Raw genomic sequence first — 15,507 nt, 5'->3', positions numbered from 1 at the left:
AGACTGTCACTCCTTATCCAAATCGCCACAAGTGGCGCAGTTGCAAGAAAAAATGTCGAAAACAAGGGTATTATAACGAAAGCATCCACATTATGAAGAGAAATAAGTGAATGAGTTATAAATAGGGGATGAGTTTGTTCACAATGTTATCCACAGGCTGTTGATAAAACTGAGGCAATATTGATCTAATCCACAGTGAAAACATAATTATCATAGCAAAAGATGCCTTATATTTCAACGAAATCGCATATTTTATCCACATTCTCAACTGCTTGTGCATAAAAGTTATCTACACCACTACATATTGTTTATATCTTGTTAAGATTTCGACAAAGTTCGTTTAACCCGCCTGTGGATTGTGCACATGTTATTAGTTTTTGAAAAATGAAGTCAATTCATGCGTTTATCCACAGCTGACTTGAAATTATTTTTATCAACAAGAGGGTGCTGGAGCGGATCATTGACTTTTGGGGCTGGGCATGGTTTAATAAAAAAAGCGTTTTTTTAAATATAAGACGTTATAGGTGCATGCTTATAATGCTGCTTATATACACCGCGAAACGATGCTGCTCCGTCAAACTATGACGGCGAGAGCCGTTTACGCTTGATTGGAAACACGCAGTATAGGAGGTGCAGAACGATGAGACCTACATTTAGACCTAATGTAAGCAAACGCGCGAAAGTGCATGGATTCCGCAAACGGATGAGCACGAAGAACGGACGTAAAGTTTTGGCAGCGCGTCGTCAAAGAGGAAGAAAAGTACTGAGCGCATAAGCAGAAGACCACGTCCGGTGGTCTTTTTTTTTTGCTTGTGAGGATGAGGAGTGAGTGAGCGGCAGCTTAGGCTGCTCGCTTGCTGACTATACTTAGAAGATGAACAAGAGAACGGTGGCCAACAGTCGTGCATAGAAAATTGCGTCTTCGCAATCGTGAAGACTTCAGCCGGATTTATCGAGGCGGCAAATCGTTTGCGAATGGGCAATTCGTCGTCTATTGGTCGAAGCAACCATCGGCGGAACCATTTCGCCTCGGTGTATCGGCAAGCAAAAAAATAGGCAATGCGGTAGTACGTAATCGCATGCGCAGAATGATTAAGGAAATTGTTCGTCACCAAGCCAATCGAATCGTTCCCAGAACCGACTTCATACTAATAGTAAGAAAGCCTGCTACATTGATGAAGATGAAGGATATGGAGAAGAGCGTTCTTCATGTATTGAAGAAGGCCGGTTTGCTGAAAAGCACGAGTATTTCAAAAGAGAAGCAGGCAGATTAACGATATTTTGCCGGCTTGCTTCGCATGCCTAAAAAACGTGATACAGCATGCGCCAAGAAAGCGGATGCATGGATAGTCTCGTTGTTTCTTTGTCCCATAAATTATGGTATAGTCTAGATTGAAAATATAAGATTGTATTAGTCATACAATGCCTGTATTTTTCCACGAAACATATGCTGCGCCGCAAGAGTACGGCTATTGCCGCTGACGCTTGATGTAATGGCTTTCAGAGAGGAGTTTTAAAGTTGTTGTTTTGGACAAAAAACAAGAAAATGATTTTAGTGTTCGGTCTTGTTCTGCTTATGGGTGTGCTGGCAGGATGCGGCGCTCCATCAACAGAGACAACCGAGACTGCTGATCTATTGAAGGGGAACTTCTGGGAGAAGAACGTCGTTTATTACTTTGCCTTAACGCTTGATACGTTCGCAGGCTGGTTTGGCGAATCCTACGGACTTGCGATATTGCTCCTGACGATCATTGTAAGAACATTGATTTTGCCGTTAACGCTAAAACAGTACCGCAGCTCCAAAGCTATGCAGGCGTTGCAGCCGCAAATGGCTGAAATTAAGAAAAAACACAAAGACAATCCGCAAAAGCAGCAAGAAGAGACAATGAAGCTTTTCCAAACGCATAAGGTAAATCCGATGGCGGGCTGTTTGCCTCTAATTGTTCAAATGCCGATTTTTATCGCTTTGTACAATTCAATCTACAAAAACCCTGATATTCGTGAGCATACATTCCTGTGGCTTCAGCTTGGAGAGAAAGATCCGTATTACATTCTTCCTATTCTCGCAGCAGCTACAACGTTCATTCAGTCAAAGATGATGCAGAAGCAGCAAACACAAACAATGCCAGGTATGGGCATGATGCTGGCGATTTTCCCTGTGCTCATTTTTGTAATGGCACTTTCTTTCCCAGCGGCTCTTCCTTTGTACTGGGTTTACAGCAACATTTACACAATAGTTCAAAACTACTTCCTATACGTTCGTTCATCTGACAAAGGTAAGGAGGCCCCTGCGAAATGAAGAAAATCATTGCATCGGGGAAAACGGTAGAAGATGCTGTACGTAACGGATTATTACAATTGCAAGTAACTGAAGACCGCGTTAAACAAGTTGTGCTTGAGCAGCCAACCAAAGGTTTCTTTGGACTGTTCGGCGCAAAGGAAGCGAAAGTTGAGCTTGAGCTTATTCCCGATCCCATGCTTGAAGCGGAGAATTTTCTCCGTGAAGTAGCTGGCACGATGGGATTGCAAGTAAACATCGATCGAAAGCAAACAAGAGACGGTATTCATATTGCTGTAACAGGCAGTGGAGATCTTGGCATGCTGATTGGACGTCGCGGACAAACGTTGGATGCATTACAGTACTTGGTTAATATTGTGGCTAATCGTTATTCAGACAGTCATTTGCGTATCGTACTTGATGCAGAAGATTTTCGGGAGCGCCGCCGCAAAACGTTAGCGGATTTATCCGACCGTTTGGCGGGACGAGTTATCCGCACCAGGAAAGAAGTTGTCTTGGAGCCGATGTCGCCGCATGAGCGCAAAGTTATTCATTCGCAGTTGCAGAACCACCCTAAGGTGAAAACGTTTAGTAAAGGCGATGAGCCGAATCGGCGAGTCGTTATTGCATTAAGACAATAAGCTGTACAATATAAATGTATACGAATCAATACGCTATCCACAGCAATGGCTCATAATGGTCATTGCTGTTTTTCCATTTGAGAGGTGCTGACAGCAATGGTACATGATACGATAGCTGCCATTTCCACAGCAGTCGGAGAAGGCGGAATCGCAATAATAAGAGTAAGCGGTCCTGAGGCAATTGCAGGTATCGCGAGTGTTTTTCGTTCGAAAATAAATCTAAATGATGCGGATACACATACGCTGCATTATGGTCATGTTCTCGATCCGAGGTCTGGAGAAGAGGTTGAAGAAGTTCTTGTTACGGTGATGAGAGGTCCCCGTTCATTTACCGCGGAGGATGTTGTCGAAATTAATGCACATGGCGGCGTTATTGCTGTTAAAAAGGTGCTTGATGTCGTATTGCAGTTGGACGGCTATCGTACAGCGGAGCCAGGCGAGTTTACGAAGCGTGCCTTCCTAAATGGTCGAATCGATCTTATGCAGGCAGAGGCTGTTATCGATTTGATTCGTTCCAAATCTGATCGCGCATTTTCCGTTGCCCGCAAACAAGCAGAGGGCGTTCTGTCGAAGCGGATTAAAGCTTTGCGGCAGACGGTCATTGAGCTGCTTGCCCATATAGAAGTGAACATCGATTATCCGGAGCATGACGTAGAGGAAATGACGAGCTCGTTCATTCGTGACCAATGCGATTCTGCTATTAATGAAATAGATCGTCTGTTAAAAACCGCAAACGAAGGCAAGATACTAAGAGAAGGTATTGTAACAGCAATCGTTGGGCGGCCTAATGTCGGTAAATCGTCTCTAATGAATGTACTGACGCAGGAGAATAAGGCTATCGTTACCGATATCCCGGGTACGACTCGTGATGTCATAGAACAATTTGTAGCGCTAAACGGAATTCCACTTCGACTGCTCGATACGGCTGGTATTCGTGAAACAACGGATGTTGTTGAGCGAATTGGGGTGGAGCGCTCTCGCAATGCGCTTGAAGAAGCGGATCTCATTTTGCTAGTGCTGAACTATAATGAGCCGTTGCAGGCTGATGATCGAGAGCTATTGTTGCAAATGAAGGGTCGCCCAGTCATTGCGATCATAAATAAGACTGACTTGCCGCGTCAATTAGAAATTGAGGTGGTGGAGGAGTCGATTCCGGTCGATTCCATCGTTAAAATGTCGGTTCTTGAGGAAGATGGGTTAGACCGCTTAGAGAAGACGATAAGTGAGATGTTTTTTGAAGGCCAGCTTGAATCAGGTGATCTGACATATGTGAGCAATGTTCGACATATTGCTTTATTGAAGCGGGCAAGGCAATCGCTAGTCGATGCAATAGAAGCATCTGATACAGGAATACCGATTGACCTTATTCAGATCGATGCCAGGTCCGCGTGGGAATCGCTTGGTGAAATTTTGGGTGATGAGGCTGGAGATTCATTAATTGATCAAATTTTCTCGCAGTTCTGCTTAGGGAAATAGATGGAAGTAGGCTTTTGCAGCCGATATGAATTAAACTTACAACATGTGGCTTTAATGAATAAGTAATGTTTAGTTCGTTGCTAAAAAGTGATTTCGCTAATGAGGCAGAGTTTTCAGCTGTCTCTGTGATTTAAGATTAGTGCAGCTCTAAGTGTTAATTAAGGAAATAGAATATCGAGCTAATCGTTATTCTATCAGCATATAGGTTTCACTGAAATGATGGGCATAAGAAAGGCTTTCTATGAAAGCTTTTGGATATGCTTACGAAGTGGTTTTCTACGAAAACCTAAGTTAATGCTTACGAAGTTGGTTTTCTGCGAAAACCTTAAATATACGAAGTAGGTTTTCGTAGAAAACCTTTGGGAGGGTAAAGGACAATGAGATATATAGCTGGTGAATATGACGTGATCGTCATTGGAGCGGGGCATGCAGGCTGTGAAGCTGCACTTGCGGCTGCACGTATGGGCTGCGAAACGCTGCTGCTTACAATAAATCTAGATATGGTTGCTTTTATGCCATGTAATCCATCTATCGGCGGACCGGCAAAAGGCCATGTGGTACGTGAAATTGATGCGCTCGGCGGTGAGATGGGACGTAATATCGATAAAACGTTCATTCAAATGCGGATGCTTAATACAGGTAAAGGTCCTGCGGTGCATGCACTGCGTGCGCAAGCTGACAAGTTTGATTATCAGCATTTAATGAAGAAGACAATTGAAGAAACACCTCATTTGACCCTGAGACAAGGAATGGCTGAAGAGCTTATTGTTGAGGATGGAAAATGCTTGGGAATCGTTACAAAGACAGGCGCTGAGTATCGTGCAAAGACTACGGTTGTTACAACGGGCACCTATTTGCGCGGCAAAATTATTATGGGCGAGCTGATGTATGAGAGCGGACCAAATAATCAACAGCCTTCAGTCAGACTTTCGGCAAGCTTGAAGGAGCATGGTTTGGAGCTTGTACGTTTCAAGACAGGTACGCCTCCTCGTGTTCACAAAGATACGATTGATTTCTCGAAAACAGAAATTCAACCTGGTGACGACAAACCGAAGTTTTTCTCGCATGAGACGGAATCATCAACAAACGAGCAATTGCCTTGCTGGTTAACATATACATCTGAAGCGACGCACAAAATTATTAATGACAATCTTCATCGTGCGCCAATGTTCTCAGGTGCGATTGAGGGAACGGGCCCAAGATATTGTCCTTCTATTGAAGATAAAATCGTCCGTTTTGCTGATAAGCCCAAACATCAAATCTTTTTAGAGCCAGAAGGTAAAAATACCTCTGAGTATTATGTACAAGGTCTCTCCACAAGTATGCCGGAAGATGTACAGCTTGGTATTTTACGTTCTATACCAGGTTTGGAAAAAGTTGAGATGATGCGTAACGGTTATGCGATCGAATATGATGCGGTAGTTCCTACACAGCTATGGCCATCCTTGGAGACAAAGGTAATTGACGGTTTATTCACAGCTGGACAAATAAACGGAACTTCTGGTTATGAGGAAGCAGCGGGGCAAGGCGTTATGGCTGGCATTAATGCTGCACGCAAGGTACAAGGGAAAGAACCAATTATTATCGGTCGTGCAGACGGCTATATCGGTGTAATGATCGATGATCTTGTTACGAAGGGGACGAACGATCCTTATCGTTTGCTTACTTCAAGAGCGGAATATCGTTTGCTGCTTCGCCACGATAATGCAGATTATCGTCTAACGCCAACTGGCTACGAAATCGGTCTTATTTCGGAAGAACGTTACAATAAATTTTTGCGCAAAAAAGAATTGGTCGAAATGGATATTGAACGTCTACGCGGAACTAAAGTAAAACCTGATCAAGCAAATGAAATGCTGATAGCAGCGGGTACGGCTCCCATGGAGCATGGCACTGATGCGTTATCGTTGCTTCGTCGACCGGAAGTTACTTATGCGATGCTGGAGACTGTTGTACCTTCCGTTCCTGAAATGACAGAAGAAATGAAGGAACAGGTTGAAATTCAGATTAAATATGCAGGTTATATTGAGAAACAGCTTGTGCAAGTAGCACGTTTGAACAAAATGGAGAAAAAACGTATTCCTGATGACATTGATTACAGTGATGTTCGCAGCTTAGCATCTGAAGCGAAGCAAAAGCTTTCAGTTATCAGACCGTTATCTATTGGTCAAGCATCACGGATTGCTGGTGTTACACCAGCTGATATTTCCATACTGCTTGTTTACTTGGAACATTACAACCGTGTTACTGCAGCGAGAGGATCATAATATGGACGAAACTTTAAAATGGTTTACAAAACGAATGGAGGAGAGCGGTATTCCGCTTTCTCCCGTTCAGCTTGAACAATTCGAAACTTATTTTCGCCTGCTCGTTGAGTGGAATGAGAAAATGAATTTGACCGGCATTACCGAACGAGATGCTGTATACGAGAAACATTTTTATGATTCCGTATCGCTTTCCTTTTATACGAAGATGGACAGTGTTCGCAAGCTTGCTGATATAGGTTCAGGAGCGGGTTTTCCTAGTATTCCTTTGAAAATTTGTTTTCCTCATTTGCAAATCATGATTGTTGATTCTTTGAATAAAAGAATACAATTTCTAACGCATCTGAAAGAGCAGCTTGGTTTAGATCAGGTTTTATGCTTGCATGGCCGGGCTGAAGATATTGCACAATTACCAGACCACCGTGACAAGTACGATTTAGTAACGGCAAGGGCAGTTGCGAGATTAAATGTATTAAATGAATTTTGTTTGCCCTTCGTAAAAAAAGGCGGATTGTTTGCTGCAATGAAAGGCTCGCAATCGGATGAAGAAGTTCGGGAGGCAGCTTTAAGCCTAAGAGAGCTCAAAGGAAAAATTAAATCTCAGCATCAGTTATCGCTTCCAAACGAGCAATCAGAGCGACATATTATTTTAATAGAGAAGCTAGATGCTACTCCGCGTAAATACCCTAGAAAAGCAGGCACTCCACTAAAACAGCCACTTATGTAGCTGGCATCTAATGTTCCACGTGAAACATTTTGCAAATGGTTACTTGGGGAAAAGAACTTCCATTTTCTTATAACAATTATTTGTTCTAAAATGATGTCAAGCAGGAGATCGTCCAGTGATAGTCGAATTATTATAATAGATGAAGAGACTGGACGATACCGTTACATAGACGAACCAATAAACGTCTTCATGAGACACATTGAAGTTCGTATCACGGGCAAATATAAGCATCGTATCAAGCTTTACAGCCATACCTGATTATATTTTAACTGAAGCCTCTCCTATCATTTCCGAATGAATTTTGTTATGGATGTTCGCCGTGCAGTTGACGATTATTACCTGAGAGAGGTTCTAGTAACCGAAATAATCCAATTGGCAATGAACCAATCTTACTGCTGAAGCGTATTTATTGCAAAAACCTTGTAATTGCTTTTTAATAGAATGGAGACATTTTCCTAGTTTACTAGTGTTAATGCAGACATTTTGTGTGAAATGCATGCTTCCCATTACTATGATGGGGGATATGGTTTCTTTTGAAGTGATTAGAAACAAGGTTTATCTCATGATCGGGTGGTAATTATCGATATGAAAGAACAATTTTCTCGATTGTTCGGCCTGTCCGAGCAGCGCATACCGCAAGAAGAAGTTCGGCAAATACCGATTCAAGAAATCGACGCAAGCCCATTTCAGCCGCGGACGATTTTTGATGATGACCGAATTGAAGAATTATGTCAAACGATAAAAACGCATGGTGTTATTCAGCCTATCGTTGTTCGTATGCGTAATGGAAGATATGAAATCATAGCAGGGGAACGTCGCTGGCGTGCTGTTACTAAGCTTGGTTACGATACAATCCCTGGTATTGTTCGTGAATTCAACGATTCGCAAACGGCTTCCATTGCTTTAATTGAAAATCTTCAAAGAGAAGGTTTATCAGCAATTGAGGAAGCGATAGCCTATCAAAAATTAATCGAGCTTCATCAATTAACACAGGAAAGCTTGGCTCAGCGTCTAGGGAAAAGTCAATCGACGATTGCCAATAAATTAAGATTGTTAATGTTGAATGATACGATTAAGATGGCTTTAATGGAACGGAAAATTACGGAACGACATGCAAGGGCTTTGTTGTCGCTCGATAATGAAGAATTGCAGCTTAAAGTATTAGATGAGATCATAACTAAAGATTTGAATGTTAAGCAGACTGAGGTTAGAATCGCTTTCCTAAAAGAGTCGACCAAACTCAAGAAAGCGAAACGTATTTCTTTTACTAAGGACGTACGTCTGGCTCTTAATACAATCAGACAATCCATTGAAATGGTTTCTGGTTCGGGATTGCAAATTAAGACGAATGAAAAGGATCATGAAGATCATTATGAAATTACGATCCAGATCCCTAAAAGATAGAGTTATATCTTAAAATAGTATAATTTAATGCTTATTTGTGCCGTCCTCACTGAGGGCGGCGATGCCATTTGTAGCTAGTTTTTTATTAAATGTGCTGCACATGTAGGATTCATGATAATTAACTAGTTTTATGTTATTAGCATTTTTAAGTTAGTGGATCTTAAGAAAATAGCACATAAAAGTTGTACACATAGAGGTGAGCCGGTTTTGTCGAAGATAATTGCAATAGCCAACCAGAAGGGCGGTGTCGGAAAAACGACAACGTCTGTCAATTTAGCTGCCTGTCTTGCATCACTTGGTAAAAAAGTGCTGCTAGTTGATATTGATCCACAAGGGAATACAACAAGTGGTCTCGGTATTAACAAAGGGGACGTAACGAATTGTATTTACGATGTGCTTATTAATGAAGTCCATCCAAAGGATGCAATGTTCGAGACGGCTGTTCCAGGTTTGAAAATCATTCCAGCAACGATTCAATTGGCTGGTGCCGAAATCGAATTAGTACCGACGATATCAAGAGAGCTGCGTTTGAAAAAGTCTTTGCATATGGTTAAGGATGATTTCGATTATGTGCTTATTGATTGTCCTCCTTCACTTGGGATATTAACGATAAACTCGTTAACCGCAGCTGATTCTGTTCTTATTCCTATCCAGTGCGAATATTATGCTCTTGAAGGTTTGAGTCAACTGCTTAATACGGTTCGACTCGTTCAAAAGCATTTAAATACATCGCTTCAAATTGAGGGTGTTCTTCTGACTATGCTTGATGCGAGAACGAATCTGGGAATTCAAGTTATTGAAGAAGTGAAAAAATATTTCCAACAAAAAGTGTATCAAACGATTATTCCACGTAATGTACGTTTAAGTGAAGCGCCATCACATGGACAAGCTATTATCACATACGACCCGCGTTCTAAAGGTGCAGAAGTTTATCTTGAACTCGCAAAGGAAGTGATTATGTATGAGCAAGCGGCTAGGTAGAGGGCTGGATGCGCTTATCCCATCGCTTTCTGTGAATGACGATGATAAAGTGATTGAAATTACCTTATCCCAACTAAGGCCTAATCCGTATCAACCTAGGAAAACATTTGATGAGGATTCGATTAAAGAATTAGCAGAATCCATTAAGCAGCATGGCATCATTCAACCTATTATTGTTCGTACTGTATTGAAAGGTTACGAAATCATAGCAGGTGAAAGACGCTTCCGTGCTTCGCAATATTGTGGAAATGCAACAATTCCTGCTGTTGTAAGATCGTTTACTGATCAACAGGTTATGGAGATTGCTTTAATAGAGAATCTACAGCGCGAGGATTTGAATGCAATTGAAGTTGCGATTGCTTATCAGGCGCTTATCGATAAGTTCAAGCTTACGCAAGAAGAGTTGTCCATGAAGGTCGGAAAGTCCCGTTCTCATATTGCCAACTTCGTTCGGTTGCTTTCGTTGCCAACTGAAATAAAAGATAATGTTTCACGTGGAACAATTTCTATGGGTCACGCAAGAGCCTTGGTCGGCATTAAAGATGATAAGGTGCAAAAGGAATTAGCAGATCTTACCGTTTCTCAAGAGTGGAGTGTCCGCGAGCTTGAAGAGGCGATTCAGAAGCTTGATTCGAAGCAGCCGGAAGATACAGCGAAGCCGAGTCAGAAAAAACGCGATCCTTATATTGACCATTTAGAGGAGTCGCTTCGTGAACGATTTAAAACGACAGTGAAAATTAAACAGCAAAAAGATAAAGGTAAAATTGAACTTCAATACTATAGTAAACAGGATTTGGAACGTTTGCTAGAATTGCTTCAATACATGGCATAGACTATACCAAACAATGGCATACCTTAGTTGTAATCTTGCTTTTGAAAGATTAAACTAAGGTATGCCATTGTTGTGAGCAGGCAGCTAGGAAAGGTGTGAAATTCGTGAGCAATCATAATCAATCACTTATTTATTTGGATCATGCGGCAACCTCTTGGCCTAAGCCGCCTGCAGTAACAGAAGCAGTCGTTAATGCTATGTTAAATGATGCTGCTAATCCGGGAAGAGGCAGTCATGCTATGGCTGTGCGAGCAAGTCGAATATTATTTGAAACGCGTAAACAATTGGCTAAACTATTTAACATAAAAAACCCGAATGATATAGCATTCACCTCTAATACGACGATGTCATTAAACATGGCGATAAAAGGTTGGTTGAAGCCTGGTGATCATGTTATCGCAACCTCAGTTGAACATAATTCAGTAAGAAGACCTTTATATTTTCTGGAACAGACAATCGGTATTGAAGTGACATATGTAGAATCGGATGAACGCGGAAATATTAACATAGATGATGTTGCCTCAGCTATTCGTTCTAACACAACACTTGCTATTGTTAATCATAGTTCCAACTTGTTAGGAACAATTATGCCTGTAGCGGATATAGCTGAACTAACAAGGAAGCATGGAATAAAATTGTTAGTTGATGCCGCGCAAAGCGCAGGTATTTTACCTATAGATGTAAGAACAATGGGCATTCATATGCTGGCTTTCCCGGGGCACAAAGGGTTATTGGGCCCACAAGGCACAGGAGGGCTGTACATCGATCCTGAGCTTGATTTGGTGCCTTTAATGCATGGTGGGACAGGAAGCCAATCTGAGGCTGTTGAGCAGCCTCAAGTGCGGCCTGATCGTTACGAGGCGGGAACACAAAATACACCGGGCTTGGCAGGGCTCAAAACCGGTGTACAGTATGTTCTGAATGAGACGGTGCACAATATCCATACTAAGGAATGGATGCTTACTCAGAGATTAATGCAAGGGCTTGAACCAGTAAAGGGAGTCAAAATACTGGGACCAGAGCTTGGGGAACAAAGAACAGGTATTGTAGCTTTTAACCTAGAGGGCGTTGATCCTTCTGAATTATCATTCATCTTGGATCAGCATTACCGAATTGCTGTGCGAGCTGGATTTCATTGCACTCCACTCGCACATGCTTGTGCAGGAACATTGGAAACAGGAGCTATACGAGCAAGTGTCGGTGTATTTACAACGAATGAAGAAATTGATGCATTAACAGGTGCAATCAGAGAGATTGCACAGCAATATGGCGTTTAGCATTGAACTGGGGGCGGAGTAGCTAAGATGGAAGATTGGACATCAAATCCGATGAATGCAGTTACGGTGGGCATTGCGTTATTTGCCATCGTATTATTCATTTGGATAGCGGTTTTAGGCGGACGGCTGAAAAAGCTAAGAAAGCAATATACAGCGGTTATGGGGAATACAGGTGTGACGAATATGGAAGATGTCATTGTTGAATTGAAGCAAGGCCTTGCCGAGCAGCAGCAAGCGAATACGGAGCTGAAGGCGCAGCTAATTGAAATGCAATCTACTGTAACAAAGCAAAAAGGAAAAGTAGGCGTCATTCGTTACAATGCTTTTGCTGAACAGGGCAGTGATCTCAGCTTTTCAATCGCAATTATCAATGATGAGAAGGATGGAGCCGTATTTTCAGGTATTCATAGCAGGGAAAATACTTATGTCTATGCAAAACCTCTTGAAAAAGGCCAATCCGTTTACCCATTAACCCCTGAAGAGCATAAAGCTATTTTGGAAGCAAAATAGGAAACTTATTTGTTATTAGATATTATCCGAAGCTGCGGTTTGTTCAAGAACGCTGGTCGTGATATGCGCATTGTTCGCAATAGCAGTAAATAAACTGAGCGAAATAATGTCGGCCATTTTCATAACGAGATGCAGACGAGTGTTTTGCAGCACAAAATACTCCATAAATCCGCCTACATTAACGATACCAGTAATATGAATGTCGCCAACAGGAGGAAGGTCCTTGTTGACGCCAGCACCAGGACGCACAGGGCCTACACCTACTTGAATGCTGCCAACGCTGGATACTTGACCAAGGCAGGCATCAATGCCAATCACAAATGGTTTGTGGAACCGTCGATTGATCTCGATAAGGGTATCATCTAAATTCATAGCATGAACCGGATTTTCAAGCGTGCCAAATAGTGAAAAATGAGGGCTGCGGTATTTCGATAGTGAGGTTCCAATTAGCGGTCCTAAAGAGTCTCCTGTTGAACGGTCCGTGCCTACGCAGACAACTACGATGGGGCGTGCAGCAGCCATTTCTTCGAGCATGGCTGTAAGTCGATTTACTAGCATGCCAATTACGTTTGCGGTGGTGTAGGGTACCTTCAAAGGCGTCTCTTTAATAAATGAAAGCTTCATAGAATCCCTCCGATTATACCGATATGCTACTAGTATATGGATAGGACAACCATTTTATACGTCAGATAGTTTTGATATTTTGTTTGCCAAGAAAGTTTGTCATGCTAATTTAATGGAGGTCTTGCTTGTGTTAATTGCCTTCGATTCAACTCAGCAAGCATTGCGTGCAGAAATGCTGCTCGAATACGCAGATATTGAAATTGACATATGTCCCACGCCGAAGGAAATTACAGCCGGCTGCGCATTATCTATTCATTTTCCTGAGGAAGATTTGATAACGGTTAAAGAAGTTATTGTGCAGGAAAACGTGGAAGTTAGAGGTATATTTAAGCCGATTGAAGCCGGTTATGAGCAAATCGACATGTGAATATATTCAAAGTTAATGAGGAGGAATTGTGATGTCAATCAGAGAACGATATGATGAATTTGTTGATTGGTTGACAAACAATGAATTATGGCAAGCATTTGGGAGTTCTGCGCTGCGAATCGTCATGTTCTTATTCATTGGCCGTGTAGTTGTATGGGTGATCCATAAAACCATTGATCGGATTATTTTAGAGCGTGAGAACAAGATGTTGATCAACCACACAAGGCGAATGACAACCGTAGGCAAGCTGATGAAGAATGTAACTTCTTACGTCGTCTATTTTATAACCATTATGCTCATATTGTCTGAATTCGGGATTAATTTAGGGCCATTGCTGGCAGGAGCAGGTGTACTTGGACTTGCTGTCGGGTTTGGTGCGCAAAGCCTGGTGAAGGATATTATTACGGGATTTTTTATTGTACTCGAAGATCAATTCGCTGTAGGCGATGTGATTCAGACAGGGCAATTCAAAGGAACCGTAGAAGTCATTGGACTTAGGACAACCCGTATTCAGAGCTGGACCGGGGAGGTTCATATTGTTCCCAATGGCATGATCAATGAGGTTACAAATTTCTCGATTAATAATAGCATCGCAGTTGTTGATATTTCGATTGCTTTTGAGGAAGAAGTAAATCGTGCGCTAGAGGTCATTCGACATACGATGATCACGATGAAGGATGAGAATTTAATTAATGCACCGGAAGTGCTTGGTATTCAGGCTATTGCTCCAACAGGGGTAACGCTTCGAGTGATTGCTGAGTGTCGACCGAATACGCATCCGATCGTATCACGCAAGTTAAATATGGAGCTGAAAAAGGCATTAGATGCGAGTGGTATTGAAATTCCATATCCTCGAATGGTCACTTATCATCGCAATGGAAAGGGAGGCGAAAAAGATGGAGCGTAAGCAATTTGAGCTAGGTGATGTTGTTCAAATGAAAAAACAGCATCCATGCGGCTCTAATGAAATGGAAGTCATTCGAATGGGGATGGATATCCGCATTAAATGCGTCGGTTGTAAGCACAGCGTTCTCATACCTAGAGCTAAATTTGAAAAAAACATGAAAAAGGTGCTGCGCTCCAAGGCCTCAGAAGAAGGCTTAACATAAGCAGAAGTACGAACGGCTGAGGGGTTTTAAGGAAATACTTGCGCGTTGACAAGCACTGTGATACAATAATTTTTACATGCGGAGAGGTACCCAAGAGGCCCAAGGGGGCTGACTCGAAATCAGCTAGGCGGGTCAAACCGTGCGTGGGTTCGAATCCCACCTTCTCCGCCATTATATTAAACATTTACGGTTCCTTCAGAGGAACCGTTTTTTTATGTTTTTTTAATAGATTTGGAAAAACACAGGAATAAATAATATAGAAAAGAGAGCTCTTGCGAGCTCTCTTCCTGACGGTGAATAATGGCTGAGTCGATCAATTCTCACTGCAAGCTGTTGAAACATCATTCGTCAATCGGAACAAATCAGCTAAAGCTTCATTAAATCCTTTTGAGCACAATCATACACGACCGATTGAACGGTAACATGTATCAATGCTCGAATGCGCGTGTGTTACAGACAAGTGTCTTTGGCACAACCCTCCGCTTCTCTCCTGAGTGGACGAAATCCTCACGCGATGAGAGCTAATCCGTTTTTAGACGGGTATAGTGTCTCCGCGTTTGCCGAAATGGTTCAATGGAACCACACCTCTCTTGCACCGTCAAAAATTAGAATGGCCAAACTGATGTTTTATTATTCAAAACCTTGTAGAAAAATTAATGGCCCATTCGTTTCCATTTACGTTCGTGATTAGAGGTGTCAGGAAAACGTTGCCCTTTGCTGAGCTTGACCTTCTTCGGATTATTGATTCCCATATGAAATGAGTTCACACCGTCCTCGATGTATGTGCCATCATTCGGAGCTTTGTCGCCCGGCGAAAACATTGTACCTTCACCCATTATGATCAGCCTCCAGCTTATATTTAGAGCGGATAGATAAATGCACAAGATCTATCCCTTCATGGTGTAGTATTAGCGGGCAATGGAATTTGCATGAGTAGCAGATAACGGCTATAAAATGGATGAACCATCGCCAGAAGTTGCCTACGCAGTAACATCATCTATTTTCGCTTGTCATAGG

The 15,507-nt window shown here is 42.1% G+C and carries 17 protein-coding genes and 1 tRNA gene; 16 read left to right on the top strand and 2 right to left on the bottom strand.

The window, feature by feature from the left end; all coding sequences use genetic code 11:
* The first annotated feature begins 640 nt into the window (after positions 1 to 640).
* The 12 genes from rpmH (at position 641) to AC0VYE_RS34125 (ending at position 12,390) form a co-directional block, all read left to right on the top strand.
* Positions 641 to 775 (top strand): 50S ribosomal protein L34, encoded by a 135-nt coding sequence (gene rpmH / locus AC0VYE_RS34180; RefSeq protein WP_054025773.1) that lies wholly within the window; start codon positions 641 to 643, stop codon positions 773 to 775.
* 127 nt (positions 776 to 902) lie between these two features.
* Positions 903 to 1,274, top strand: a complete 372-nt coding sequence (gene rnpA, locus AC0VYE_RS34175) for a ribonuclease P protein component (protein ID WP_076266594.1) — start codon at positions 903 to 905, stop codon at positions 1,272 to 1,274.
* A gap of 272 nt (positions 1,275 to 1,546) precedes the next feature.
* Positions 1,547 to 2,299: a YidC/Oxa1 family membrane protein insertase gene (locus tag AC0VYE_RS34170; RefSeq protein WP_076266648.1), complete on the top strand. Its 753-nt coding sequence runs from the start codon at positions 1,547 to 1,549 to the stop codon at positions 2,297 to 2,299.
* Positions 2,296 to 2,919 carry an RNA-binding cell elongation regulator Jag/EloR gene (gene jag, locus AC0VYE_RS34165; RefSeq protein WP_076266593.1) on the top strand — a complete coding sequence of 208 codons (624 nt, stop codon included), beginning with the start codon at positions 2,296 to 2,298 and terminating at the stop codon, positions 2,917 to 2,919. The genes AC0VYE_RS34170 and jag overlap by 4 nt, the downstream gene beginning before the upstream one ends.
* A gap of 96 nt (positions 2,920 to 3,015) precedes the next feature.
* A complete protein-coding gene (gene mnmE, locus AC0VYE_RS34160) occupies positions 3,016 to 4,395 on the top strand; it encodes a tRNA uridine-5-carboxymethylaminomethyl(34) synthesis GTPase MnmE (RefSeq protein ID WP_076266592.1) in 1,380 nt (459 codons plus the stop codon).
* 377 nt (positions 4,396 to 4,772) lie between these two features.
* Entirely contained in the window at positions 4,773 to 6,662 is a 1,890-nt protein-coding gene (mnmG, locus tag AC0VYE_RS34155; protein ID WP_076266591.1) for a tRNA uridine-5-carboxymethylaminomethyl(34) synthesis enzyme MnmG, read from the top strand.
* Between the two features lies 1 nt (position 6,663).
* Complete coding sequence (rsmG, locus tag AC0VYE_RS34150; protein WP_475445317.1) at positions 6,664 to 7,386, top strand: 16S rRNA (guanine(527)-N(7))-methyltransferase RsmG; 723 nt, start codon at positions 6,664 to 6,666, stop codon at positions 7,384 to 7,386.
* A gap of 585 nt (positions 7,387 to 7,971) precedes the next feature.
* A complete protein-coding gene (gene noc, locus AC0VYE_RS34145) occupies positions 7,972 to 8,790 on the top strand; it encodes a nucleoid occlusion protein (RefSeq protein WP_076266589.1) in 819 nt (272 codons plus the stop codon).
* A 207-nt stretch (positions 8,791 to 8,997) separates the two neighbouring features.
* Entirely contained in the window at positions 8,998 to 9,771 is a 774-nt protein-coding gene (locus AC0VYE_RS34140; RefSeq protein WP_076266588.1) for a ParA family protein, read from the top strand.
* Positions 9,752 to 10,603, top strand: a complete 852-nt coding sequence (locus AC0VYE_RS34135; RefSeq protein WP_076266587.1) for a ParB/RepB/Spo0J family partition protein — start codon at positions 9,752 to 9,754, stop codon at positions 10,601 to 10,603. The genes AC0VYE_RS34140 and AC0VYE_RS34135 overlap by 20 nt, the downstream gene beginning before the upstream one ends.
* Positions 10,604 to 10,707: 104 nt before the next feature.
* Positions 10,708 to 11,880 (top strand): aminotransferase class V-fold PLP-dependent enzyme, encoded by a 1,173-nt coding sequence (locus AC0VYE_RS34130; RefSeq protein WP_475445314.1) that lies wholly within the window; start codon positions 10,708 to 10,710, stop codon positions 11,878 to 11,880.
* Positions 11,881 to 11,907: 27 nt separating this feature from the next.
* Positions 11,908 to 12,390, top strand: coding sequence for a DUF4446 family protein (locus tag AC0VYE_RS34125; protein ID WP_339205823.1), 483 nt, complete (start codon positions 11,908 to 11,910; stop codon positions 12,388 to 12,390).
* A 15-nt stretch (positions 12,391 to 12,405) separates the two neighbouring features.
* Here the strand turns inward: AC0VYE_RS34125 and yyaC are convergent, their stop codons facing one another.
* On the bottom strand, positions 12,406 to 13,014 hold the full coding sequence (gene yyaC, locus AC0VYE_RS34120) for a spore protease YyaC (protein WP_339205822.1): 609 nt from the start codon (positions 13,012 to 13,014) through the stop codon (positions 12,406 to 12,408).
* A 112-nt stretch (positions 13,015 to 13,126) separates the two neighbouring features.
* Here yyaC and AC0VYE_RS34115 point away from each other — a divergent pair, with 112 nt between their 5' ends.
* The 4 genes from AC0VYE_RS34115 to AC0VYE_RS34100 all read left to right on the top strand — a co-directional run bounded on the left by AC0VYE_RS34115 (position 13,127) and on the right by AC0VYE_RS34100 (position 14,661).
* Positions 13,127 to 13,381: a putative Se/S carrier protein gene (locus tag AC0VYE_RS34115; protein ID WP_076266583.1), complete on the top strand. Its 255-nt coding sequence runs from the start codon at positions 13,127 to 13,129 to the stop codon at positions 13,379 to 13,381.
* Between the two features lie 31 nt (positions 13,382 to 13,412).
* The gene (locus tag AC0VYE_RS34110; RefSeq protein ID WP_076266582.1) at positions 13,413 to 14,288 is read left to right on the top strand and encodes a mechanosensitive ion channel family protein; all 876 of its coding nucleotides are present in this window, start codon (positions 13,413 to 13,415) and stop codon (positions 14,286 to 14,288) included.
* A complete protein-coding gene (locus AC0VYE_RS34105) occupies positions 14,278 to 14,490 on the top strand; it encodes a DUF951 domain-containing protein (protein WP_054025760.1) in 213 nt (70 codons plus the stop codon). The genes AC0VYE_RS34110 and AC0VYE_RS34105 overlap by 11 nt, the downstream gene beginning before the upstream one ends.
* An 80-nt stretch (positions 14,491 to 14,570) precedes the next feature.
* A tRNA-Ser gene (locus AC0VYE_RS34100) sits at positions 14,571 to 14,661 on the top strand.
* Positions 14,662 to 15,143: 482 nt separating this feature from the next.
* Here the strand turns inward: AC0VYE_RS34100 and AC0VYE_RS34095 are convergent.
* A complete protein-coding gene (locus tag AC0VYE_RS34095; RefSeq protein WP_076266580.1) occupies positions 15,144 to 15,326 on the bottom strand; it encodes a YjzC family protein in 183 nt (60 codons plus the stop codon).
* Positions 15,327 to 15,507: the final 181 nt, after the last annotated feature.

The sequence above is a fragment of the Pristimantibacillus sp. Z349TD_6 genome, from assembly GCF_056173205.1.
This window is presented reverse-complemented; position numbering and strand designations above follow the sequence as displayed.